24 protein-coding genes and 1 tRNA gene are annotated in these 21,904 nt (G+C 63.4%); 12 read left to right on the plus strand and 13 right to left on the minus strand.

Annotation, left to right across the window (positions count from 1 at the left end):
• Positions 1-28: 28 nt before the first annotated feature.
• Complete coding sequence (locus AC6LJY_RS23760) at positions 29-847, plus strand: IclR family transcriptional regulator (RefSeq protein ID WP_498136902.1); 819 nt, start codon at positions 29-31, stop codon at positions 845-847.
• 416 nt (positions 848-1,263) lie between these two features.
• On the opposite strand, the gene AC6LJY_RS23765 is transcribed toward AC6LJY_RS23760, so the two are convergent.
• From AC6LJY_RS23765 to AC6LJY_RS23785, 5 genes are all read right to left on the minus strand, one after another.
• A complete protein-coding gene (locus AC6LJY_RS23765) occupies positions 1,264-2,640 on the minus strand; it encodes a metal-dependent hydrolase family protein (protein ID WP_485857163.1) in 1,377 nt (458 codons plus the stop codon).
• 349 nt (positions 2,641-2,989) lie between these two features.
• Entirely contained in the window at positions 2,990-3,262 is a 273-nt protein-coding gene (locus tag AC6LJY_RS23770) for a hypothetical protein (RefSeq protein ID WP_046804889.1), read from the minus strand.
• An 88-nt stretch (positions 3,263-3,350) separates the two neighbouring features.
• Positions 3,351-3,809 (minus strand): hypothetical protein, encoded by a 459-nt coding sequence (locus AC6LJY_RS23775; protein ID WP_498136903.1) that lies wholly within the window; start codon positions 3,807-3,809, stop codon positions 3,351-3,353.
• A 126-nt stretch (positions 3,810-3,935) separates the two neighbouring features.
• On the minus strand, positions 3,936-4,649 hold the full coding sequence (locus AC6LJY_RS23780) for a hypothetical protein (protein ID WP_120156459.1): 714 nt from the start codon (positions 4,647-4,649) through the stop codon (positions 3,936-3,938).
• Positions 4,650-4,651: 2 nt separating this feature from the next.
• The gene (locus tag AC6LJY_RS23785; RefSeq protein WP_498136904.1) at positions 4,652-5,683 is read right to left on the minus strand and encodes a TRAP transporter substrate-binding protein; all 1,032 of its coding nucleotides are present in this window, start codon (positions 5,681-5,683) and stop codon (positions 4,652-4,654) included.
• 154 nt (positions 5,684-5,837) lie between these two features.
• Here AC6LJY_RS23785 and AC6LJY_RS23790 point away from each other — a divergent pair, with 154 nt between their 5' ends.
• A complete protein-coding gene (locus AC6LJY_RS23790) occupies positions 5,838-6,656 on the plus strand; it encodes an IclR family transcriptional regulator (protein ID WP_498136905.1) in 819 nt (272 codons plus the stop codon).
• Positions 6,657-6,678: 22 nt separating this feature from the next.
• On the opposite strand, the gene AC6LJY_RS23795 is transcribed toward AC6LJY_RS23790, so the two are convergent.
• Complete coding sequence (locus AC6LJY_RS23795; protein ID WP_120156462.1) at positions 6,679-7,500, minus strand: IclR family transcriptional regulator; 822 nt, start codon at positions 7,498-7,500, stop codon at positions 6,679-6,681.
• A 132-nt stretch (positions 7,501-7,632) separates the two neighbouring features.
• Between AC6LJY_RS23795 and AC6LJY_RS23800 the strand changes: the two genes are divergently transcribed.
• From AC6LJY_RS23800 to AC6LJY_RS23840, 9 genes are all read left to right on the plus strand, one after another.
• On the plus strand, positions 7,633-8,640 hold the full coding sequence (locus tag AC6LJY_RS23800) for a TRAP transporter substrate-binding protein (RefSeq protein WP_046804883.1): 1,008 nt from the start codon (positions 7,633-7,635) through the stop codon (positions 8,638-8,640).
• A 19-nt stretch (positions 8,641-8,659) separates the two neighbouring features.
• Positions 8,660-9,103 carry a type II 3-dehydroquinate dehydratase gene (locus AC6LJY_RS23805; RefSeq protein WP_498136906.1) on the plus strand — a complete coding sequence of 148 codons (444 nt, stop codon included), beginning with the start codon at positions 8,660-8,662 and terminating at the stop codon, positions 9,101-9,103.
• Positions 9,104-9,140: 37 nt separating this feature from the next.
• Positions 9,141-9,716 (plus strand): TRAP transporter small permease, encoded by a 576-nt coding sequence (locus tag AC6LJY_RS23810; protein WP_219990661.1) that lies wholly within the window; start codon positions 9,141-9,143, stop codon positions 9,714-9,716.
• Complete coding sequence (locus AC6LJY_RS23815; protein WP_498136907.1) at positions 9,713-10,993, plus strand: TRAP transporter large permease; 1,281 nt, start codon at positions 9,713-9,715, stop codon at positions 10,991-10,993. The genes AC6LJY_RS23810 and AC6LJY_RS23815 overlap by 4 nt, the downstream gene beginning before the upstream one ends.
• An 89-nt stretch (positions 10,994-11,082) precedes the next feature.
• The gene (gene pcaH / locus AC6LJY_RS23820) at positions 11,083-11,784 is read left to right on the plus strand and encodes a protocatechuate 3,4-dioxygenase subunit beta (RefSeq protein ID WP_498136908.1); all 702 of its coding nucleotides are present in this window, start codon (positions 11,083-11,085) and stop codon (positions 11,782-11,784) included.
• Between the two features lie 3 nt (positions 11,785-11,787).
• Positions 11,788-12,363 carry a protocatechuate 3,4-dioxygenase subunit alpha gene (gene pcaG / locus AC6LJY_RS23825; protein ID WP_120156463.1) on the plus strand — a complete coding sequence of 192 codons (576 nt, stop codon included), beginning with the start codon at positions 11,788-11,790 and terminating at the stop codon, positions 12,361-12,363.
• Between the two features lie 22 nt (positions 12,364-12,385).
• Positions 12,386-13,777, plus strand: a complete 1,392-nt coding sequence (locus tag AC6LJY_RS23830; protein WP_498136909.1) for a 3-carboxy-cis,cis-muconate cycloisomerase — start codon at positions 12,386-12,388, stop codon at positions 13,775-13,777.
• 83 nt (positions 13,778-13,860) lie between these two features.
• The gene (locus AC6LJY_RS23835) at positions 13,861-14,244 is read left to right on the plus strand and encodes a GFA family protein (protein ID WP_104144068.1); all 384 of its coding nucleotides are present in this window, start codon (positions 13,861-13,863) and stop codon (positions 14,242-14,244) included.
• Positions 14,245-14,378: 134 nt separating this feature from the next.
• Entirely contained in the window at positions 14,379-14,762 is a 384-nt protein-coding gene (locus AC6LJY_RS23840) for a hypothetical protein (protein ID WP_485801699.1), read from the plus strand.
• Positions 14,763-14,951: 189 nt separating this feature from the next.
• Here AC6LJY_RS23840 and AC6LJY_RS23845 read toward each other — a convergent pair.
• The 7 genes from AC6LJY_RS23845 to AC6LJY_RS23875 all read right to left on the minus strand — a co-directional run bounded on the left by AC6LJY_RS23845 (position 14,952) and on the right by AC6LJY_RS23875 (position 20,111).
• Positions 14,952-15,028: transfer RNA gene (locus AC6LJY_RS23845), tRNA-Arg, on the minus strand.
• 93 nt (positions 15,029-15,121) lie between these two features.
• Positions 15,122-15,706: a helix-turn-helix domain-containing protein gene (locus AC6LJY_RS23850; protein WP_046804865.1), complete on the minus strand. Its 585-nt coding sequence runs from the start codon at positions 15,704-15,706 to the stop codon at positions 15,122-15,124.
• A gap of 13 nt (positions 15,707-15,719) precedes the next feature.
• A complete protein-coding gene (locus AC6LJY_RS23855) occupies positions 15,720-17,012 on the minus strand; it encodes an FAD-dependent oxidoreductase (protein ID WP_314363811.1) in 1,293 nt (430 codons plus the stop codon).
• 16 nt (positions 17,013-17,028) lie between these two features.
• Positions 17,029-17,718 (minus strand): amino acid ABC transporter permease, encoded by a 690-nt coding sequence (locus AC6LJY_RS23860; RefSeq protein ID WP_046804863.1) that lies wholly within the window; start codon positions 17,716-17,718, stop codon positions 17,029-17,031.
• A gap of 2 nt (positions 17,719-17,720) precedes the next feature.
• On the minus strand, positions 17,721-18,413 hold the full coding sequence (locus AC6LJY_RS23865; protein ID WP_046804862.1) for an amino acid ABC transporter permease: 693 nt from the start codon (positions 18,411-18,413) through the stop codon (positions 17,721-17,723).
• 51 nt (positions 18,414-18,464) lie between these two features.
• The gene (locus tag AC6LJY_RS23870; protein WP_046804861.1) at positions 18,465-19,256 is read right to left on the minus strand and encodes an ABC transporter substrate-binding protein; all 792 of its coding nucleotides are present in this window, start codon (positions 19,254-19,256) and stop codon (positions 18,465-18,467) included.
• A gap of 105 nt (positions 19,257-19,361) precedes the next feature.
• The gene (locus AC6LJY_RS23875; protein ID WP_104144074.1) at positions 19,362-20,111 is read right to left on the minus strand and encodes an amino acid ABC transporter ATP-binding protein; all 750 of its coding nucleotides are present in this window, start codon (positions 20,109-20,111) and stop codon (positions 19,362-19,364) included.
• Between the two features lie 240 nt (positions 20,112-20,351).
• On the opposite strand from AC6LJY_RS23875, the gene amaB reads away from it, so the two are divergent.
• Positions 20,352-21,854 (plus strand): L-piperidine-6-carboxylate dehydrogenase, encoded by a 1,503-nt coding sequence (gene amaB / locus AC6LJY_RS23880; protein WP_498136910.1) that lies wholly within the window; start codon positions 20,352-20,354, stop codon positions 21,852-21,854.
• Positions 21,855-21,904 lie beyond the last annotated feature (50 nt).

A 21,904-nucleotide genomic window follows, 5' to 3' on the forward strand; every position in this document is an offset into this window, starting at 1 on the left:
GCGGGCTTCAACGAGGATGGCTTCAAGGATGATGGCGACTGTGACACCCGATGATGCGCCCCCCGCGCAGCAACGTTTCGATGGCGTCAGCCAGAACCGGTCGCTGGCCCGTGGCCTGGAAATCCTGCGCGCGTTCAAGCCCGGCACCGACCTGCTTGGCAATGGCGAGCTTGCCGAGCGCACCGGCCTTTCCGCCGCCACGGTCAGTCGGCTGACTCAGACGCTGGTGACCAGCGGCTTTCTGGAATACGAGCGCGGCGCGCGTGCCTACCGGCTGGCCGCGCCGGTGTTAAGCCTGGGCCACGCCATGCGCGCTGCGTCGCCGGTATTGAACGCCGCCACGCCGTTCATGCGCGACGTATCCAACAAACTGCACGTCAATATCGGCCTTGCCAGCGCGGACCGCACTGAAATGGTTTATCTGGAATCCATCCGCTATAACCGCCGGGCCTCGCTTCGCACCATCGTGGCGGGCCAACGGGTACCGATCGAACTCACGTCCTTAGGTCGCGCGTATCTGGCCACGCGCCCCGCGGCGGCGCGCCAGGCGCTGCTCAAGAAAATAATGTCGGGATATCGCAGCGCATCGTGGAAACCGATCGGCGCGGAAATCGATCGAGCCATCGCAAAAGTGGTGGCTGCGGATTATTGCGTGGCGTCATGGCAGCCCGGCGTTGTTGCGATGTCTACCCCGCTACGTGTGCCCGGTGGCCAGACGCTGGCGTTGAACCTGAGCTTGATGACGGACGACACGGCGGCGTCCGTGGAAAAGCTGCACGCGGCGGACTTGCTGACATTGAAAGACAAGATCGTTCACGAGCTGGAACGCCGCGCGCCGCCACATTAGGCGGCGACTTTTTCAGCCACGGACGCCGGTCACCGGCTTGATCCGCACAGCGCTGTGATCGGAGTCCGATGTACAGCTACCCGGCACCGGCGCGTTCCACTTCATATAAATATCTTTTTGGATCAATACGATTATTCGGGTACCAGGGGGGTGTTGCGCACAGATTATCTCCTGCCTTATTTTTTGTGATGGCCAGAGCACAAGTAACACAGCCACATGCACTATCACCGCCCTATTGAACATCCCGGATTCGCATTTCTACACGGACCGCGAAGTGTAGTGAGGGATGCGTCCCCGATGTTTAGGAAAGGCAATCAAACCAGACAGAAAGTATCTAACGCGTTAACTTTATTGCGGATTATTCTGTAATAATCCGCCAGCGAGATAATCCGGCCAGATAATGCGCGTTAATAAGACTATTGACCGGCCGGGGCCGCGCTCAAGGTATTTTTGTAAACCTTGCCGTCTTTCATGATGAGGCGCAGATGGGTCTCCGGGTCACCCAGAAAATCCAGATTGCGAGACGGGTCGCCGTCGGCCACCAGAATGTCGGCCAGGGCGCCCGGCGCGATACGGCCCAGCGGCTTGGGGTACGGGTTGCGTTCGCCCGACAAGGCCAACAAATCGCCGTTGACCCCGGTTGCCTGCGCCAGCAAGGTCAGGGGGTCATAGAACCGCACCAGCTTGGCCAACTGGCGTCCTTGGCTGGGCGTGTTCTTGGCATTGAACAGAATGTCGGTGCCCCAGCCCGTCTTGATGCCGTATTTTTGCGCCAGTTCATAGGCGCGCACCGTGCCTTCCGACACGCGCCGCTGTGATTCCTGACGCGCGGCATCGGGATACGTGTTGGCGTCCTCGTCCATCAAGAACGGTTGCAGACTCCACCAGACGCCCTCTTCACGCATCATGCGCACGCTTTCCTCGTCCGCCAATTGCCCGTGTTCGATGCATTTGACGCCGGCCTTGATCGTGCGCTGGATACCCTTGGGCGTGTAGACGTGGGCCATCACATAGGTATTCCAGTCGGCCGCCGCGTCAACGGCGGCCTGCAATTCCACTTCAGAAAACTGCGTGCTGTCCAAGGGATCGTAAAGCGACGACACGCCGCCGCCCGCCATGACTTTGATTTGCGACGCGCCCAACATCAGCTGCTCTCGCACACGCCGCAATACTTCGGCGGTGCCGTCGGCAATCATCGCCACGCCGGCGCTTTCCACAAAGCTCAACGGGGTATTGGCCGCGCGCGGCAAGTCGCTGCGTAAGCGAAAATCCCCATGACCCGAGGTTTGTGAAATCATGGCGCCGCTGGGATAAATGCGGGGACCGGGAACCATGCCTTCATCGATGGCGCGCTTTAATGCAAACGCCGGCCCGCCTGCGTCACGAATCGAGGTAAACCCACGCATCAACGTGCGCTCGGCCTCCTCGGCAGCCGCGATATACAGATACCCCAGGTCGGCCGTCATGGCGACGGTTTGGCCCACCGCCGCCAACATGGAATGCCAGTGCACGTCGATCAAGCCCGGCATGACGAGCTTGCCCTGGCAATCAATCACCTGTGCGCCGTCAACCGATTGCCCGGCGCTGGGCAAGGCGGCAATTACGTTGCCTTGAATCAATACCTGCACGCCGTTTTGTACCGATTTGCCCGAGCCATCGAACAAACGCAGGTTGGTCAACAGCAAGGGACGATCGGAAGGCGTGGGGTGACGCAGCCAGTTGCTGGCCGCGCGCGCGCCTGTAAAGGGAAGCATCATGGCCGCCGCGCCGCCGAGGAACTTGCGACGCGACATATCCGCCATCACCCGCTGGTAAATCAAGCCACAGGCTACGCTGCCACATTGGCAGGGCCGCTTGAGGCTCAATACGCCGTTGCCGCCGTTGGCGCCATTGGCACCGTTCGGCGCGCGGCCGGCTCCGCCACTGAATAAATAACGCTGCGGAGAATCGACTGCATGAGCGGTAGCGCGGGCCATCGAACTTCTCCTGATGTTGAATACACGGCAATGCGATGTGCCGATGCTACTCAATAAACAGGATGCCAGCGCAAATAATTACCGGCCTGATTGCCGGTCTGTAACCAAGCCGATCAATAACGGGAATTGCGTGCCGCGCGTGCAATTCCTTGCGGGCGTCGAGAGGCTACTGCGCCATGCGCCGCAGCCGATCCAATTCCGCCTTATTCAGGCGTTTGGCCTCCAGCTCGGCGTAATTTCGTTCGCCCGCATCGTAAGACCCTTCAAAGATGCAGCGGCTGCGCAGAATCTTGCAGTTATCGCTGACCACCCGCTCGGACGCGGCAACCTTGGCGGTTTCGCTAGAGCCCGTCGGTGTGGTCGGCGTTGACGAACAGGCGGATATCAGTGCGGCAAACAAGAGCGCCACGCTGTGGCGGCTCAACAATCGAATCAACATTTTCCCTGGCCCATGGCTTCATCAGCGGTATTTATAGCAAGGCAAACGTCAAAAAATCGTTCCAAGTCGTAGCAGCGCGGCCCGGCGGTCACTCTTCTTCGACGCCCGACAGGTCGGTGAAATCCGCCACTTCGCCGTCCTGGAAGTTGACCATGATGCCGTAGGGTTCGCAGATGGGAAACACCCCTTCCTCGAACAGAATGGACCAGTCTTCCTCACCATGGAAGATGACTTCCGGGCCATCCACCAGGGGCACGCCCACCGGAAGCTGGAACGACGCGTCGCAGCCCAGCACCTCGGGATCGCTGCGATACACCTCTTCCAAGTACGCCGTCGCCTTGGCGATCCACGCGCCCAGATCCGCCATGATCCGCGTAAACGCCGCCATCCCGACCTCATTGTCGCGAGAGTCCGCCAGCACCTGGACGGACACATAGACCTGGCCCCCGTTTATGTCTGGCGTATCGACATTGCCTTGCAGGTAACGCAGGCCGTCTTCGCTGGTATTCAGGGTCAAAGAGGAAAGGGACGGATCGATGGAGGGCATGGGGGGCCTTTAAAGAATGGGAGTGCCGGCAGCGCGTAGCCTGAGCTTCACCGTAGCGCCGATAGATCAGGCTACGAGATTAGCATTTGCCCGTGGCCGATAAACCGTCTGTCCGGCGCATCCCCCTCACGCGTTTGGTGTCGCCCCTTGGCCTGATAGCCCGGTCCCAACGGCCTCCAGCGTATGCGACAAACAATAAATATCCGACCACGCGGCGGCCGGGTCGGCGTGCCTCGCCAGTTCCTCGGCGTTGCGCACCTCGCCTTCGCAGGCAGTGACCGCGTTGATGTCGTAGCCGTTGACGATATAGATCCAATCGGCAACGCCGTCGCGGGCGCCGCGTATGGCTTGCTCGGTCGTTTGCGCAATCGCGGGGGTCTGCGTCATCAGCAGATGCGCGCCCGAAATGCCCGGGCGCACGCAGCAGGCGGCAGCATGCGCTTTTACAAACGCGCGCAATGCGTCCTGCGCGCCTGCGCGCGGTGACAAACGCAGGGTCAGCGCGTACCGCGCCAAACCACCTCCGACGCTTTCCAGCACCCTGCACTGGCTGCGGATCATGTTGCGATGTTGCGGCATCAGCTTGGTGGACCAAGGCGTGGGCTGATTCAACCTGCCCAGGTAGGCGGGCGAACTCAGCGTGTCGTAGCCGTCCAGTTCGTACATGACGAAAAAGCCTTCTCCGCCATGGGCGCTGACCCAGCGCGAGCCGCGCCGGAAACCCGGCACGCCCATGCGCTCGGGGAAGTGTTCATGCGAATGCCAGTCTTCGAATTCCGAGCGCCATGCCGGCGCAATATCCCACCACATGGCGATGGCGGCGCTGCCCAATAGCGCCATGATCAGCGCTTTGCCCGCAGCGCGGACAATTCCGTGGCCACCTGCTGCATCACGTCCGTGCCGATCTCGCCGGCGAACTTGTCGACCACCGGTTTGACGGCCTGGCGCAAGCCGTCTACCGCCTGGGGCGACGGCTCGTTGACCTGCATCAGCTTGCGCAAGTCGTCGATGGCCACGGCTTCCTTGGCCTGCGAGATCTTGCGTTCTTGCTGCTTGGCTTCGTTGGCCGCGTCCAGGATGATCTGGCGTTCGGCCGGCGACATGCCGTCCCACGTCTTCTTGCTCATCAGGAAGGGCATACCGGTATAGATGTGCCGTGTCAGCGACAGGTACTTTTGCACCTCGGCGAACTTCGCGGACTGGATCACGCCCACGGGGTTGTCCTGCCCGTCGATGGCCTTGGACTCCAGCGCGCCATAGACTTCGCCGAACGTCATCGGCACGGGGTTGGCGCCCAAGGTTTTGAACATCTCGATATACACCGGCGCGGCGATCACCCGGATCTTCAAGCCCTGAAAATCCTGCACGCCGGTAATGGGGCGGCGGCTGTTGGTCATGTTGCGAAAGCCCAGGTCCCAGATTCCCAGGCCGACCAAGCCGTGGTCGGCCAAGCCGTCCAGCAGGCGCTTGCCCACCGGGCCATCGGACACCGCATACGCTTCGCGCGCATCGTTGAACAGAAACGGCAGGTCAAACACCATGAAGCGCTTGTCGATGCCGGCCAGCAGCCCCGTGGCCATCGACGTGAAGTCCAACGTGCCGCCGCGCACCGCCGACAGGTTTTGCGGGTCGCCCCCCAGCACGGCGTTGGCATAGATCGACACCTTCATCTTGCCGCCGCTTTTCTCGGCGACCAGGTCGGCAAACTTCTGCGCGCCCTGCCCCAGCGGATGATCCGCGGCCAAGCTGAATGCAAACTTCAAGGTACGCGCCTTGACCTCTTGCGCGGCCACGGTGGCGGTCAGCGCCAGGCAAACCGAAAGAGATGCGGCGGCGGTTACGGCAAGGCGAAATAACGGCTTTCCAATCTGCATCACAACCCCTCTGGTTTGGTGTCGGCAAGGAATATTTCGCTGCGAGCATAGGGCATAATTTTGAATGCCGTTCAAATTTTGGCCGAATTCAAAATTTGAATTTGGCGGCATTCAGCGCTCGGTTTTTTCATGGTGGCCAACCCAAGGAGTTGCAATGAGCGGGGCAATCGAAAAGACATTGGCATTGCTTGAATACCTGGCCAAGCACCCCGACGGCGTCGCGCTGGCAACGGTGGCCGACGACCTGAACCAGTTGCGCAGCGGCTGCCACCGCACCCTGCACGAGCTGATGAAGTACGGCTACGTGCGGCAGACGCCGGTGCGCGGCGAATATGCGTTGACGACCAAGCTGGCGTCGATGGGTTTGAGCTTTCTGGGGCGTTCGGGCGTGGTCGACATTGCGCAACCGGTCATCGACCGCCTTGCCCTGGCCACCGGCGAACTGGTGCGGCTGGCCATCGTCGACGGTAAGCGGCTGACCCTGGTGGCCAAGGCGCAAGGGGCAAAGTCGGGGCTGCTGTATGACCCCGACATGGGCATCGACCTGCGCCTGTCTTGCAGCGCGGCCGGCCACGCCTGGCTGATGACGTTGCCGGAGGACCAGGCGATTGCGTACGTCACCGAACAAGGGCTGGGCAAGCCGCGCGATTTCGGGCCGAACGCGCCCACGTCGATCCGCGCGTTGCTTGCCGGCCTGGACGGCCACCGGCGGCGCGGGTACAGCATGCTGCAAGACGTTTATGCGGCGGGCATGAGCGCGATGGCGGCACCGATTCGCCGCCCCGGCCACGCAAGCACCGGCATCCTGGTGGTAGCCGGCCCGTCGCAACGCTTGACGCTGAAGGCAATGGAAAAGTTTGGACCGGCGCTGCTGCGCGCGGCCAGCGAGCTGGCGCAGGCGGCAGAGGCGTCGCCGCTACTGCGCTCGGCCCGCGTGGGCACGTGGGGCAATGGCCCGGCCGCAGAGGACTAGCGCGCCGTGGCCGGTTCACGGCCTACTTCGCCGTATCGTCGCCGTCACTACGGCCCTGCATGGGAAAGCGCTTTCGGAACATCGGCGACGCCAGGCTTGCCAGCGCCAACTCTTCGGTGGCCGCCAGCAACTGAGGGCCCAGTTCCAGCATGCGCGCTTCGGTCAGGCGCATGGCCGGGCCCGCGATACTGAGCACGCCGATGGCGTCTTCGCCCTTGCGCTGCACGGGCGCCGCCATGGCCGTCATGCCGGGCGCAAACACTTCGTTGATCATCGCGTAGCCGCGCTTGCGGCCGGCTTGCAGCATCTTGGTCAACGCCGCAATCGTGGTGGGCGCGTTGGGGCCATATTCCGCCGGCGAACCGAAGCCTTGGCGCGACACCAGATCCAGCGCGCGCTCGTCCGACATCGTCAACATCCACGCGTGCCCGGACGCGCTGCACGACAGCCGCGCGTCCGATCCCATTTCCGGGTCGTACCGCAAGCCGTGACGCGCGCCCTGCGCCTTGGCGACCCACGTCAGCCTTTCGTTATCGACGATGGCCAGGCGCACCAGTTCGCCGGAGATATCGGCCAGCCGGTCGACCAGCGGCTGCGCGATATCGACGATGCCGGTCGCCGCCAGATAGCTCAGGCCAATGGAGGCCACGCGGGCGGTCAGCGCGTAGTCGCCGTGGTCGCGGATCTGCCTGACGTAGCCGCAACGGCACAGGTCGGTCAGCAAGCGATGGGCGGCGCTTTGGGGGATCTCAAGCTGCTGCGCCAGCGAGGCTAGCGGCACGCCTTCGGGTCGGGAGGAAAGGTGCTCCATGACGGCAAGCGCGCGTTCGAGGACTCCGGCCATGTCATCTCAACAAGTAATGGGGTGATGGATGATAACCCTAGGTGGAAAACTATTCCACTCGGAATTACATTCCACTACCGAGTCCTCCAAGACATCGAAAACATTCCAAAAAAATCACGGAAGGAGACAACGATGAAGACCCGCATTTTCTGCCTGGGCCTGATGGGCCTGCTGTGCTCGACCGCCATGACGGCCCATGCGCAGGACATCCAGGAACGCACCATCCGGTTCGGCCACCTGAACAACACCGACCACCCCGTCAGCGCGGGCGTGCAGAAGTTTGCCGAGATCCTTGCCAGCAAAAGCGGCGGCAAGATGAAGGTGAAGGAATTCCCCGCATCGCAGCTGGGCAATGAAATGCAGCAGCAGTCCGGCCTGCAAGGCGGCGTGCAGGAAATGTCGGCGCCCGCGTCCACGTCGCTGGCCGGCATCGTCAAGGAATTCGGCTTGATCGACCTGCCCTTCTCGGTCACCGACTTTGGCCAGGCAGACGCGCTGCTGGACGGGCCGCTGGGCCGCGCGCTGATCGCCAAGCTGCCTGAAAAAGGCCTGGTTGCGCTGGGTTTCTGGGACCTGGGCTTTCGCAACGTGACCAACTCCAAGCACGCCATCACCAAGCCCGAAGACCTGGCCGGCCTGAAGATCCGTGTCATTCCCAACCCGGTATTCCTGGACACGTTCAAGGCGTTCAAGGCCAACCCCGTGCCCATGCCGTTTGCCGAGCTGTACGGCGCGCTGGAATCCAAAGCGGTGGACGGGCAGGAAAATCCGTATTCGGTGATTCTGTCGAACAAGTTCTACGAAGTGCAGAAGTACGTCAGCGCGACCAACCACGTTTACGCCGCCAACATCGTGCTGGTCAGCAAGAAATTCTGGGACAAGCTGTCGCCCACCGAACAGCGCCTGATGCAAGAGGCGGCCGACGAGGCGCGTGGCTACCAGCGCAAGGTCAGCCGTGAAGCCGCGCAAAAAGCCGTGGCGGAATTGCAGGCCAAGGGCATCCAATACAACACGATCGAACCGGCGGAAAAAGTCCGCATGCAGCAGGTCGTCAAGCCGGTCATTGAGCACTTCACCGGCAGCTACGACCCCGCCATCGTCAAGCTCTACAACGACGAACTCGCACGCATCCGCAAGTAAACGCACCGGCGTATCCATCATGAAGATTCTTGTTTTGCACGGCCCGAACCTGAACCTGTTCGGGCGCCGCGAGCCGCACATCTACGGCACCACGACCTTGGCTGAAATCAACCAGCGCCTGGCCACGCTGGCGGACGAATTGGGCGTGGAACTGGCCACGCTGCAATCGAACCACGAAGGCGCGTTGATCGACTTTCTGCACCAGAACATCGACGCGGCGCAAGGCGCGCTGGTCAATCCGGCCGGGCTGACGCAGCACGGCGTGCCGCTGCACGACGCCATCAAGGCAATGCCGTTTCCGACGCTGGAGGTGCATATGTCCAACATCGCCGCGCGCGAAGCGTGGCGCGCGCATTCGATCATTTCGCCGGCGGTGCGCGGCACCGTGCAAGGGCTGGGGCCGCATTCGTACCTGACGGCGCTGCGCGGGCTGGTCGACATCCTGCAAGAAGCGCGCGCGTGACACCGCGCACGCTTTGCACGCTGAAGGGGGCGGCTTCATGGTTTACATAGACGGGTTCATCGCGGTCGCGTGCCGCGTGCTGGAACTGGCCATCGCGCTGCTGCTGGCGGCGATGGTGGTGCTGGTTTTCGGCAACGTCGTTGCGCGCTACGGCTTCAATTCCGGCATCACCTTGTCGGAAGAACTGTCGCGCTGGATGTTCATCTGGCTGACGTTCCTGGGCGCCGTCATCGCGCTCAAGGAACGCGGCCACCTAGGCATGGACATGGTGGTGGCCAAGCTGCCGACGGCGGGCAAGAAAATATGCCTGGTCGTGGGCCAGATCATCATGCTGTACATCGTGGGCTTGATGTTCAAGGGCAGCTGGGAACAGGCCGTGATCAACGCGGACGTCAGCGCGCCGGTCAGCGGATTGCCGATGGCGATCGTGTATGTGGCGGGGCTGGTGTTCTCGGCCTTGGCCGGGCTGATCATCGCGGTGGATCTTTATCGCGTGCTGGCCGGCAAGCTGCGCGACCAGGACCTGATCATGGTCCAGGAATCCGAAGAAGCCGTGCAGCTCAAGCAGATTCTGGACGACGCCAACCACGGCGCGCCGGGGAGAAGCGCATGACCATCTTCGTATTCATCGGGTCGCTGCTGGGCGTGATGGCGTTGGGCGTGCCCATTGCCTTTGCGCTCTTAGCCAGCGGCGTGGCGCTGATGTGGCATCTGGATATCTTTGATTCGCAGATCCTGGCGCAGAACGTAATCGGTGGCGCGGACAGCTTTCCGCTGCTGGCGGTGCCGTTCTTCATGCTGGCCGGCGAAATCATGAACGTGGGCGGCTTGTCCAAACGCATCGTGGACCTGGCCCTGGCGCTGGTCGGGCACGTCAAGGGCGGGCTGGGCTACGTCACCATCATGGCGGGTTGCCTGTTGTCGGCCTTGTCCGGTTCCGCCGTGGCGGACGCGGCGGCGTTGACCGCGTTGCTGCTGCCGATGATGGTCAGCGCGGGCCACAAGAAATCAACGGCCGGCGGCTTGATCGCGGCCACGGGCGTGATCGGCCCGGTGATCCCGCCCAGCATTGGCCTGGTGATTTTCGGCGTGGCCGCGAATGTGTCGATCTCGAAACTGTTCATGGCGGCAATCGTTCCCGGCTTGCTGATCGGGGGCGCCTTGTGGCTGACCTGGGCTTGGCTAGTCCGCCGTGAAAAAGTGGTGCCGCCGCCGCGTAAATCCGCCAAGGAAATTGGCACGGCGGCGCGCAATGCGCTGTGGGCGCTGATGCTGCCGGTCATCATCCTGGTGGGCCTGCGCATGGGCGTCTTCACGCCGACGGAGGCCGCCGTGGTGGCCGCCACGTACGCACTGCTGGTATCGACGCTGGTCTACCGCGAGCTGAAGCTGAATCAGTTGTACGCGGTGTTCGTGTCGGCCGCCAAGACCAGCGCCATCGTCATGTTCCTGATAGCCGCCGCCATGGTCAGCGCGTGGCTGATCACCGTGGCCGACCTGCCCGCCAAAGTCGTGGACATGCTTCAGCCATTCATCGGCAACAAGATCCTGCTGATGGCGGCGATCATGGTGTTGGTGATGGTGGTGGGCACCGCCATGGACATGACGCCCACCATCCTGATCCTGACGCCCGTGCTGATGCCGGTGGTGCGCGCGGCCGGCATCGACCCGGTGTATTTCGGCGTGCTGTTCATCATCAACAACTCGATCGGCCTGGTGACGCCGCCCGTGGGCACCGTGCTGAACGTGGTGGCGGGCGTGGGCAAGATGAAGATGGACGACGTCACACGCGGGGTCATGCCGTTCATGGCGGCGGAGTTCGCCATCATGTTCCTGATGGTCGTTTTCCCGGCGCTGGTGATCGTGCCCGCGCGCTGGTTCGGCGGGTGATGCGCAGGCGTTGTGCGGGGCGGGTCAGGCCTGCACCCGCACAGCCGTATCGCACGCCCTGATCCGCTACACAAAGGAGAATTTTCGCAATGTCCGATCTTGCCCAATACCGGCGTCCGTTCTGGAACACCCAGCCCGCCTACCGCTTCGACGCTTATGGTTCCACGCTGCTGCGGTCGCCGAATGAGCCGCTGATCGCCGTGCCGCAGACCCTGTCCGAAATCACCGGCCCCGCGTTCGGCGCCGCCTTCGTCAAGCAGGGCGACAACAACCTGACGCGCATCGCCAGCGCCGACGCCATCGGCGAACGCATCATCGTGTCCGGCCGCGTGCTGGACGAGAACGGTCGGCCGGTGCCCGATGCGCTGATCGAAATCTGGCAGGCTAACGCCGCCGGCCGCTACCTGCACAAACGCGATCAGCACGACGCACCGCTGGACCCGAACTTCAGCGGCGAAGGCCGAACGGTAACGGACGCGCACGGCCGCTATCAGTTCAAAACCATCAAGCCGGGCGCCTACCCTTGGGGCAACCATTACAACGGCTGGCGCCCGCAGCACATCCACTTTTCGTTGTTCGGCCGTGCGTATGCCACGCGGCTGGTCACGCAGATGTATTTCCCCGGCGATCCGCTGCTGGAATTCGACCCCATCTTTCAATGCGTGCCGGACGCCAAGGCGCGCGCCCGCCTGGTCGCCACGCTGGACTGGGAAACCACCGTGCCCGACTACGCGCTGGGCTACCGCTTCGATATCGTGCTGCGCGGCCGTAACGCTACCCCGATGGAGTAACGCATGCTCTACCCCACTACCTCGCAAACCGTCGGCCCCTACCTGCACATCGGCCTGTCCGGCCTGAACTGTGCGGACTTGACGGCGGGTCAGCCCGACCTGGGCGCGCCCCCGGTCGTGATTGAAGGCCGCATCATCGATGGCCAGGGCAACCCGGTGCCCGACGGCATGATAGAAATCTGGCAAGCCGACGCACGCGGCGTGTACCGTCACCCGGACGATCCACGCCATGCGGACAACGCCGCGCCAGCCGGCTTCACGGGATTCGGACGCGTGCCCACGGAAGCAGACGGCTCGTTCCGCTTCACCACGATCAAGCCCGGCGGCGTGCCGGCGCCCGACGGCTCGCTGCAAGCGCCTCATCTGCTGGTGTCCTTGTTCATGCGCGGCCTGCTCAAGCATCTGTCCACCCGCCTGTACTTCCCGGACGAAGCGCAAGCCAATGAACGGGATTGGGTCCTGCGCCAGACGCCTGCCGCGCGCAGAAGCACGCTGATCGCGCAGGCGTCGGACAACGGCGTACTGCGCTGGAACGTCGTCTTGCAGGGCGCGGGCGAGACCGTGTTCTTCGACCTCTGACCGCGTCAGCAACGGACGCAACATGACCATTCTTTCCGGCCTGACCGAACAGATCTATTCCGACCGCGACATCATGGGCTTGTTCTCCGGCCCCGGCACCATCCGGCGGATGCTGGCGGTGCAAGCCGCGCTGGCCCGCGCGCAGGCGCGCTGCGGCGTCATCCCCGACAGCGCGGCGCGCAGCATCCACAAGGTCTGCCATGCCGAAGACATCAACAGCATCCTGGACCTGGACGCCATCGCTTCCGCCTCCATGCTGGCCGGCAACATCGCCATCCCCTTCGTCAAGCAACTGACCGCCGCAGTGCGCCAGGCAGACGCCGAGGCGGCACGCTTCGTGCATTGGGGCGCGACCAGCCAAGACGTGCTGGACACCGCGCTGGTCTTGCAACTGCAACAGGTTGCCGCGCAGCTGGACCAGGACCTGGACGCGGCGCAACGCGCATGCGCCCGGCTGACGGCGACGCATCGCGACACGATCATGGTCGGCCGCACGTGGTTGCAACACGCACTGCCCACCACCTTTGGCGTCAAGACGGCCGGTTGGTTGGAAGCGCTGACCCGCTCGCGGCAACGCCTGCGGCACGACGCCGAACAATGCGCCCTGCTGCAATTCGGCGGCGCCGCCGGCACGCTGGCAAGCCTGGGCAACGCCGCCCCCGATGTTGCGCGCGTCCTGGCCGAAGAACTGGGCCTTGCCCTGCCCGACATGCCCTGGCACACGCATCGCGACCGCCTGGCCGACTTGGCGGCAACACTGGGCGTGCTGACCGGCACGCTGGGCAAAATCGCCCGCGACGTGTCGCTGATGGCGCAGACCGAGATCGCCGAGCTAGCCGAACCCACCGGCCCGGGGCGCGGCGGCTCCAGCACCATGCCGCACAAGCGCAACCCCGTCAGCAGCGCCGCCATCCTCGCCGCCGCCACCCGCATGCCACCGCTGGTGTCCACCATGCTGTCCGCGATGGTGCAGGAACACGAACGCGCGTTGGGCGGCTGGCAAGCGGAATGGGACGTCCTGCCGCAGATCTGCGCGTTGGCGGGCGGCGCATTACGGCATCTGGCGAGCCTGCTGGACGGGCTGGAAGTGCATCCGGCAAACATGACCCGAAATCTTGGTGCGACGAATGGCTTGATTCTGGCCGAAGCTTACGCGCTGGCGCTCGGGGCCAGGATGGGTCGTATCGAAGCGCATGAATTGGTCGAACGGGCGTCCAAGGAGGCGGTTCGCAGGAACTGCACGCTGAAGGTTGCGATGCAGGAAGCGCTCGCGGCGCATGAGGGCACGCGGGATCTGCTTGGGAAGGAAGAGCTGGATCGCTTGAGTGATCCGGCGAATTATCTGGGGCAAGCGGGGGAGGTTTGTGATCGGGTGTTGGCGGGGTGGAGGGCAAACCCAGCCTGCGCCGAATAGCATGGGCTTATTTGACGATGGCCGTACTACCCCGCCTTGCCATCCCTGCCTCTAGAATCACTCCTTTTAGGCGGACGACCCCTATGCGCACCTATCAAGGCTCCTGCCATTGCGGCGCGTGCCGCTTTGAAGTGGACATGAACCTGGACCATGTCCGCAGCTGCAATTGCTCGATCTGCAAGCGGCGTGGCGCGCTGATTCATCGCGTACCGACCGCAGCACTGCGCATGTTGACGCCGCTGGATGATTTGAGCGTTTATCAGTGGGGCTCAAAGACCGCAAAGGACTACTTTTGTCCGCACTGCGGGATCCTTCCGTTTCGAGTGCCCAGCGCCCCCACGGCTCAAGAGCTGGCGCAGGGGAAGCAGGCGTTCGTCGGTTGGGCGGTCAACGTGCGGTGTCTTGATGGGGTGGATCTGGCGGGGGTGCCGGTCCTGAAGGTGGACGGGGCGGGGCTGGCGATTTGAAAATCAGCGGAATGTTGTTAGTAGCGCAGCAGAAAGGGCTTGAGCGGATTTTCTATTACATTACGCTTTGATTAGAGTTACTAGCTGTATCATCGTCTACCCACACCGCTAATCATTTGGAAGCCCGAGTCGCCATGAAAAAGTCATGTTTTGCTGCTCCTGTACTCCTCGCCCTCGCGGGCTGCGCAGGCACCGTCGATTACGACACCAAAGCACGGGCACAAGCCCCGATCGTATGTTCGGGCGCTGAGCAATGCGGGAAGCTATGGGATGGTGCCCAGGTTTGGCTGGCACAAAACGGGGCGTACAAGATCCAGAGCGTGTCCAGCTCGGTGATCCAGACCTATGGCCCCACGCGCAACTCTCCGCAGCTGGCTTACACGGTCATCAAGGAACCGGGTCCTTACGGTACTCACACCATCAAGATGGCTGCAACCTGCGACAACATGTTTGGGTGTCAACCCAACGCTTTCATAGCTATCGCCAATTTCAAGGATTATCTGTTGGCCCTGCCGTAACCCGCCAGGAATATACGAATCGCCGACCGCCCGCAGACTTGCGGGCGTTTTTATTGCAGCGGCGTCCGGCGCGGAGGTATGCCGCCCTTTCGGCACGCGCCATAAAGCAACGCCGTAGACGAGCGTATTGGTCTATTTAGCTGTTAGCGAATTTCGAAAGGGGTATGCCCTTGGGTTCGCTGACTATTCTGGCGCGGCAGGAGGGGCTCGAACCCCCGACCCCGGGCTTAGAAGGCCCGTGCTCTATCCAGCTGAGCTACTGCCGCGCAGTCTTTGACACCCGGCAAGAGATCCGGGCGGCGCATTTTACCTTGTTGCGGGAAACTTTGCGGCGGCTCCTTGCTCCTACGCCGGCGCCTTTACTCTTCCTCGATGTCCGCGTGCGTCGACACCCACAGCACAATCGCGTCTTCCGGGCTCAGGCTGATGACGCGGTGGCCCATCCGGCTGTCTATATAGAAGCTTTCGCCGGATTTCAGACGGGCCGGCTCGTAGAACTCGGTGAAAAGCTGGACTTCGCCTTCCAGCACGTAGACGAATTCCTCGCCGCCATGGCGGCTCCAGTCCTGGAATTCGTCGAACGACCGGGCCTTGACGCGGGTGTGAAACGGCATCATGCGCTTGTGCGACAGGGCCGTGCACAACAGGCGGTGGTCGTAGTACGGGGTTTCGTATTGGCGGCCCTCGCCCTGGCGGCTGAGGCTGCGGCGGCCGGTGCCCATGTGGGCGTCGGACGCGGTGAACAGTTCGGCCACGTCCAGTTCCAGGCCCGCGGCGATCTTGATCAGGTTGTCATAGGTGGGCGACAGCAGGCTGTTTTCTATCTTGGACAGCGTGGACGCGGCGACGCCGGTGGCCGCCGCCGCCTGCTTCAGTGTCCAGTCACGCGCCTGGCGCAGGGCTCGCAGCCGTTGTGCCAATGCGCTTTGTTTGTTGCCTTGCATCCTGTGTACCTTGTCATGCCCGCGTAGTGCGCTCCCGCCACCAGTCGCGCGCCTGGTAAGACCAATAAGTCAGTTGAACCGCCGCCGTGCCCAGGCCGCCGCCGTTCCAGGCCAGGCCAAAGGGTGCGAACAGTTTGTAGCGCTGCGTGTCGCCGGTGATCCCTTCGGCCACGACGCGTCCGCCGATCGAGGTGGTGTTCATGCCGTGCCCGCCAAACGCCGTGCAGTACCACACGTCCGGCGCCAGTAGGCCGATTTGCGGCATCAGGTGGCGGGCGTAGGCCATGCGCCCCGACCATGCAGTTTCAACGCGCACGCCTTTTAACTGCGGGTAAACGGACAGCAATTCGCGGCGCAAGGACTCGGCCAGATCGGGCGGGTCGTCGACACGGGTGGTGATTCTACTGCCCCAGCCGATGCGCCCGCCATCGAGCACACGGTAATAATTGCCGGCGCGCCGATCGTCGCCGATGGCGGCGGTGCTGCGGATGGCTTCCTTGACACGGTCGCCCAGCGGTTCGGTCAGCATGATGTAGGTGGCAATCGGCAACATGGCGCGCCGCAGCGCCGGCACGACATCGCCCGTGTAGCCGCCGGTGGCCAACACCACGGCGCGCGCGTCGACCTGGCCTTGCGCCGTCTTCAGGTGTTTGACCGCGCCTTCCAGCGCCAAACCGGTGACCGCGGAATCTTCATGGATCCGCACGCCCAGGCGCTGGCATTCTCGGGCCAGCGCGCGCGCGTAATTGAGCGGATGGAAGTGGAACGAAGACGGGTCTTCAATGCCCTGGTGATAGACGTCGGACACCAGCCGTTCGCGCACCTGCTCGCGCGTCAGAAAACGCACGTCGCGGCCGAAATCACGGCGCTGCGCCTCGCACCACTGCTGAAGCGCATCGGTGGCTTCGTAGCGCACCACGCGCAGGCGGCCGTCGACCTTGTGCGCGTCGGCGATGGCCAGCGTACGGATGTTGTCGCGGATGATCTCCACGCCTTCCATCGACAGCCGATACAGCTGCCGGTAATGGTCTTCGTCCACATGGCGCTTGATGGCGTCGGCGCCGGCCGAGAACGCGGGCGACACCGAGCCGCCATTGCGGCCCGACGCGCCCCAGGCAATGCGCCGCCCTTCAAGCAACGTAACGCTGCGCCCACGCCGGGCCAGTTCCAGCGCGGTGGACAAGCCCGCCAGCCCGCCGCCCACCACGCAGACGTCGGTGCTGGCCACGCCGGCCAGCGGCGCGTAGCGCGTATCGCTGCCGGACAGGGTGCGCTTGTAATAGGTGTCGATGTACTCGGAGGCCATGCCGGTGGGGTCCGTGTCAGTGCAGGCTTGCGCCTTGCAGGCCGCCCGTCAGGCGCTTTTCCAGCCAGTTGGCCAGGCGCAGCAACGGGTAGCAGTAGATGAAGTAGATGGCGGCGATCAGGCCGTAGATGAATAGCGATTTGGCTGGGAAGGTGATGATGAAGACCTCGCCCTGGCGCGTCAGTTCGGTGATGCCGACCACCGACAGGATGGCGGTGCTTTTGATCAGCATGACGTAGACGCCGCTCATCGGTTGCACGATCAGGCGCATGGCCTGCGGCAACACCACCAGCCGCAGGATTTGCAGGGGCCGCAGGCCCAGCGTCATCGCGCCTTCGGTCTGGCCGCGCGGCACGGACTGGATGGCGCCCATGACGATTTCGGCAACATAGCAGGACGTATACACCGACAGCGACACGAACGCGGCGGTGCCGGAATCCCAATGCAGCAGCTCGATGCCGGAGCTGGGCAGCACGAAGTAGAAGATGTAGAGCTGCACCAGGAACGGCGTGCCGCGCAGAACGTGGATGTACAGCCCAAGCAGCTGATGGATAACACGTATGTGATAGCTTCGGATCACACCAATCACAAAGCCCAGCAATGACCCGGCGATGATGGCTACAAAGGATATCTTCAGCGTCTCCCAGAAGCCCTTGAGCAGGAAGGGCAGCACGACGCCGGCGGTGGACAGATAGGAATCCAGCATGCTTACCTCGCGTTCCAGGCCGGGCCGGCCAACCACAGGCTGACGCCTCGCGACAACAACAGCATCACGCCGTAGATCAGCAGATAGCCAGCGGCAATCGTCAGGAAGCTTTCGCTGGGCACGATGCGGTCACTGTTCATCTGCACGCCCGCGGCCACCAGTTCAAACACCGTGATCAGCGACAGCAACGACGTGTCCTTGATAAGAACGGCGGTCTGCCCCAGCAAGGGCGGCAGCGTATTGGCAAAGGCTTGCGGCAGCACGACGTAGCGCAGCCGCTGTTGATAATTCATGCCGCACGCCTTGGCGCCTTCGACTTGGCCACGCGGCACGGACTCGATGCCCACGCGGATGATCTCGCTCATGTAGGCGGCGTGATGCAGCGTCATGGCCAGAATGCCCAGGATCATTTCGCTCCAGCGCCCGGCGCCCGGTATCAGCATGGGCACCGCGTAATAGACCAGGTAGATCTGCACCAGCAAGGGAGTGGACCGGATGAACTGCACGTAGGCGGCCACCGGCCGCCACACGGCGGCGCGGCGCGACATGTGCAGCAAGGCCAGCGGCACGCCGGCCAACACCGACAGCACCAGGCTGGCGCCCGCCGCGATCAGCGTGTTGCCCAGGCCCCTGGCGAATTCGCCCGTGTACTGGCTGACGATGCGCCAGTTGTAATAGTCAGTCAACCAGTCCATGGGCGCTTCGGCCTCCCCTGTTGTGCCGCGCTATCGATCGGTGATCGGTGATCAGTGGTCCTTCTTCCAGTCGGTGGAATACCAGTACTTCACCTGATCGGGCAGCGTGTTGTCGGCGGTCTTCAGCGTTTGCCAGTTATCCAGCCAGAACTTCAGGCGAAAGGCGTTGGGGCCGACGGCGAAGGCCAGCGGTTCGCGCACCATCACGCCGTCCAGCACGCGCAGGTTGCCGAAGTCCACCAGGAACTGGTTGGCGGTGGACATGGACATGATGCCGGCGTCCAGACGACCGCTGGACAAGGCCTGACCGACCGGCGCGCTGCCGCCCGAGAACTCTTTCATGGTGGCCTTGGGCAACATCTTCTTGCCCACTTCGGCGTACGTGCTGGCGCCCAGCACGCCGACGTTCACGCCTGCCTTGTCCAGTTCCTCGTACGACTTGTAGGGCGAGTCCTTGGGCACGACGGCAACCGTTTCGGCGTAGAACATCGGCGCCGAAAACAGCACCTGCGCGGCGCGCTGAGGCGTGGGCGTCATGTCGGCCGCCACCATGTCGGCCTTGCCCGACAGCAGCGCGGGCAGCAAGCCCTTCCATTCGTAGTCTTGCAGTACAAGCTTGACGCCCAGGTCGTCGGCCATGCGCTTGGCCACTTCCACGGCCAGGCCGGTGCGGTTGCCCGACTTGTCCATGAAGCTCATCAGGGGCCCGGACGTCTGCACCGCCACGCGCAATTCGCCGCGCTTGATGATGTCGCCCAGCTCGTCGGCCTGCGCCGGCAGCGCCACAGTGGCCGCCGCGAACGCGACGCTGGCCACGCCCAGCCATTGTTTGATTTTCAACATTTGAATGTCCCCTAGAGGTGGATGAAACCTTGTCATTCCGGGCAAAGCGTTGTGTTGCCGCATGGCCGGCAGCGCCCGGATTTGCCGGACCGGCCTGTGCTTGGACTACAGGATCTTGTCCAGGAAGGCGCGCGTGCGCGGCTCCTTGGGATGGCAGAACACCTCGTCGGGCGTACCCGTTTCCACGATGCGGCCCGCGTCCATGAACAGCGCGCGGTCACCGACGTCGCGCGCGAAACCCATTTCATGGGTCACCACCGCCATCGTCATGCCGTCGCGCGCCAGTTGCCGCATCAATTCAAGAATGCCGCCCACCGTTTCGGGGTCCAGCGCCGAGGTGGCCTCGTCGAACAGCATCAGCTTGGGGTCCATGGCCAAGGCGCGCGCAATCGCCACGCGCTGCTGCTGGCCGCCGGACAACTGGCTGGGATAGCGCTGGCCGTAGTCGGCCATGCCGACGCGGCCCAGCAGATCAAGCGCATATTTTTCCGCGTCGGCGCGGCTGCGGCCACGCACCACGCGCTGGGGTAGCGCAACGTTGTCCAGCGCAGTACGGTGTTGGAACAGGTTGAAGTGCTGAAACACCATGCCCACTTCGGTGCGCCAGTGGTTCACGTCGGTAGCCGGGTCGGTCAGCGACACGCCGTCCACGCGGATCGTGCCGCTATCGATACTTTCCAGACCATTGAGCGTGCGCAGCAAGGTGCTTTTACCGGAGCCGGACGGCCCGACGACCACCATGACCTCGCCTCGATTCAACTGGCAGTCCACGTGATCCAGCGCCAGATGCGGGGGCTGCCCGTCGCGTTGGAACGTCTTGGTGACTGCCTGGACATCAAGTAAAGCGTCTGCCACTGATGCACCTCGAAGAGGGGTTTTTCTATTGCCCGCGCCCACCGCCAACGGGCAAACGACGCTAAAGCCGGTTTAGAAAAAAAGTTTCGCAATTCACGCTGGAGTTTCGTATAGTAAATTTTTTTCCCGAATCGCCACTTAGGCATAACCCGCATAACCCCCGCATTTCCCGCATAACCCGCATAACCCGCATAACCACTTAGCGAAGCATTGATTTCGCTGGCACTCCAAGGAACCGGCATGGACACCCCTCAAACCATCCTGCAAGCGCTCGGCCTTTCCGCCGACGCCCTTACCGGCGGCACCCTGACCGCGCGCAGCCCGATCGACGGCGCTGAGCTGGCCCGGGTGCACGAACACACGGTGGCCCAGGCCCATTCCGCCATCACGCGCGCACGCCAGGCCAGCCTGGCCTGGCGCGACGTGCCCGCGCCCCGCCGCGGCGAACTGATCCGCCTGCTGGGTGAAACGCTGCGCCAGAACAAAACCGCACTGGGCCGCCTGGTCAGCCTGGAGGCCGGCAAGATCCTGGCCGAAGGCGAAGGCGAAGTGCAGGAAATGATCGACATCTGCGATTTCGCCGTCGGCCTGTCGCGCCAGTTGTACGGCTTGACCATCGCGTCCGAACGCCCCGGCCACCGCATGATGGAAACCTGGCACCCGTTGGGCGTCATCGGCGTCATCAGCGCCTTCAACTTCCCCGTTGCCGTCTGGTCCTGGAACGCCGCGCTGGCCATCGTCTGCGGCAACGCCGTGGTCTGGAAGCCGTCTGAAAAAACGCCCTTGACCGCCCTGGCCTGCCAAGCCCTGTTCGCGCAAGCCATGCAACGTTTTGGCGACGCCCCCGCCGGCTTGTCCGAAGTGCTGATCGGTGGCCGCGAAGTTGGCGAAGCGCTGGTCGATTCGCACGCCGTCGCGCTGGTGTCCGCCACCGGCTCCACCCGCATGGGCCGCCAGGTCGGCCCGCGCGTTGCCCAACGCTTCGGCCGCGTGCTGCTGGAACTGGGCGGCAACAACGCCATCATCGTCGGCCCCACTGCCGACCTGGACATGGCCGCGCGCGGCATCGTCTTTGGCGCCATCGGCACCGCCGGCCAGCGCTGCACCACCACCCGCCGTCTGATCGTGCACGAAAGCGTGGCCGACGCCCTGGTCCAACGCCTGCACAAAGCCTACGCCAGCGCCACCATCGGCAATCCGCTGGACGCTGGCAACCTGGTCGGCCCGCTGATCGACCGCGGCTCGTTCGACGCCATGCAAGACGCCCTGCGCGCCGCGCGTGAACAAGGCGGCACGGTCACCGGCGGCGAACGCGTGCTGGAAAAGGACTATCCCAACGCCTGGTACGTGCGCCCCGCCATCGCCGAAATGCCTGGCCAGACCGACGTCGTCTGCCACGAGACCTTCGCGCCCATCCTGTACGTGATGCGCTACAAGGAATTTTCCGACGCGCTTGCCCTGCAAAACGGCGTGCCCCAGGGCCTGTCGTCCGCCATCTTCACCAACGACCTGCGCGAAGCTGAAACCTTCCTGTCGGCCTCCGGTTCCGACTGCGGCATTGCCAACGTCAACATCGGCACGTCCGGCGCGGAAATCGGCGGCGCCTTCGGTGGTGAAAAAGAAACGGGCGGCGGCCGCGAATCCGGTTCCGACGCCTGGCGCAACTACATGCGCCGCGCCACCAACACCATCAACTACTCGCGCAACCTGCCACTGGCGCAAGGCATCAAGTTCGGCGAATAAACCCGCCCCCGCGTGATTTGATGCACAAGGCCCCGCGCGTTGTCCGCAAC

The sequence above is a fragment of the Achromobacter sp. RT286_PF genome, from assembly GCF_059760425.1.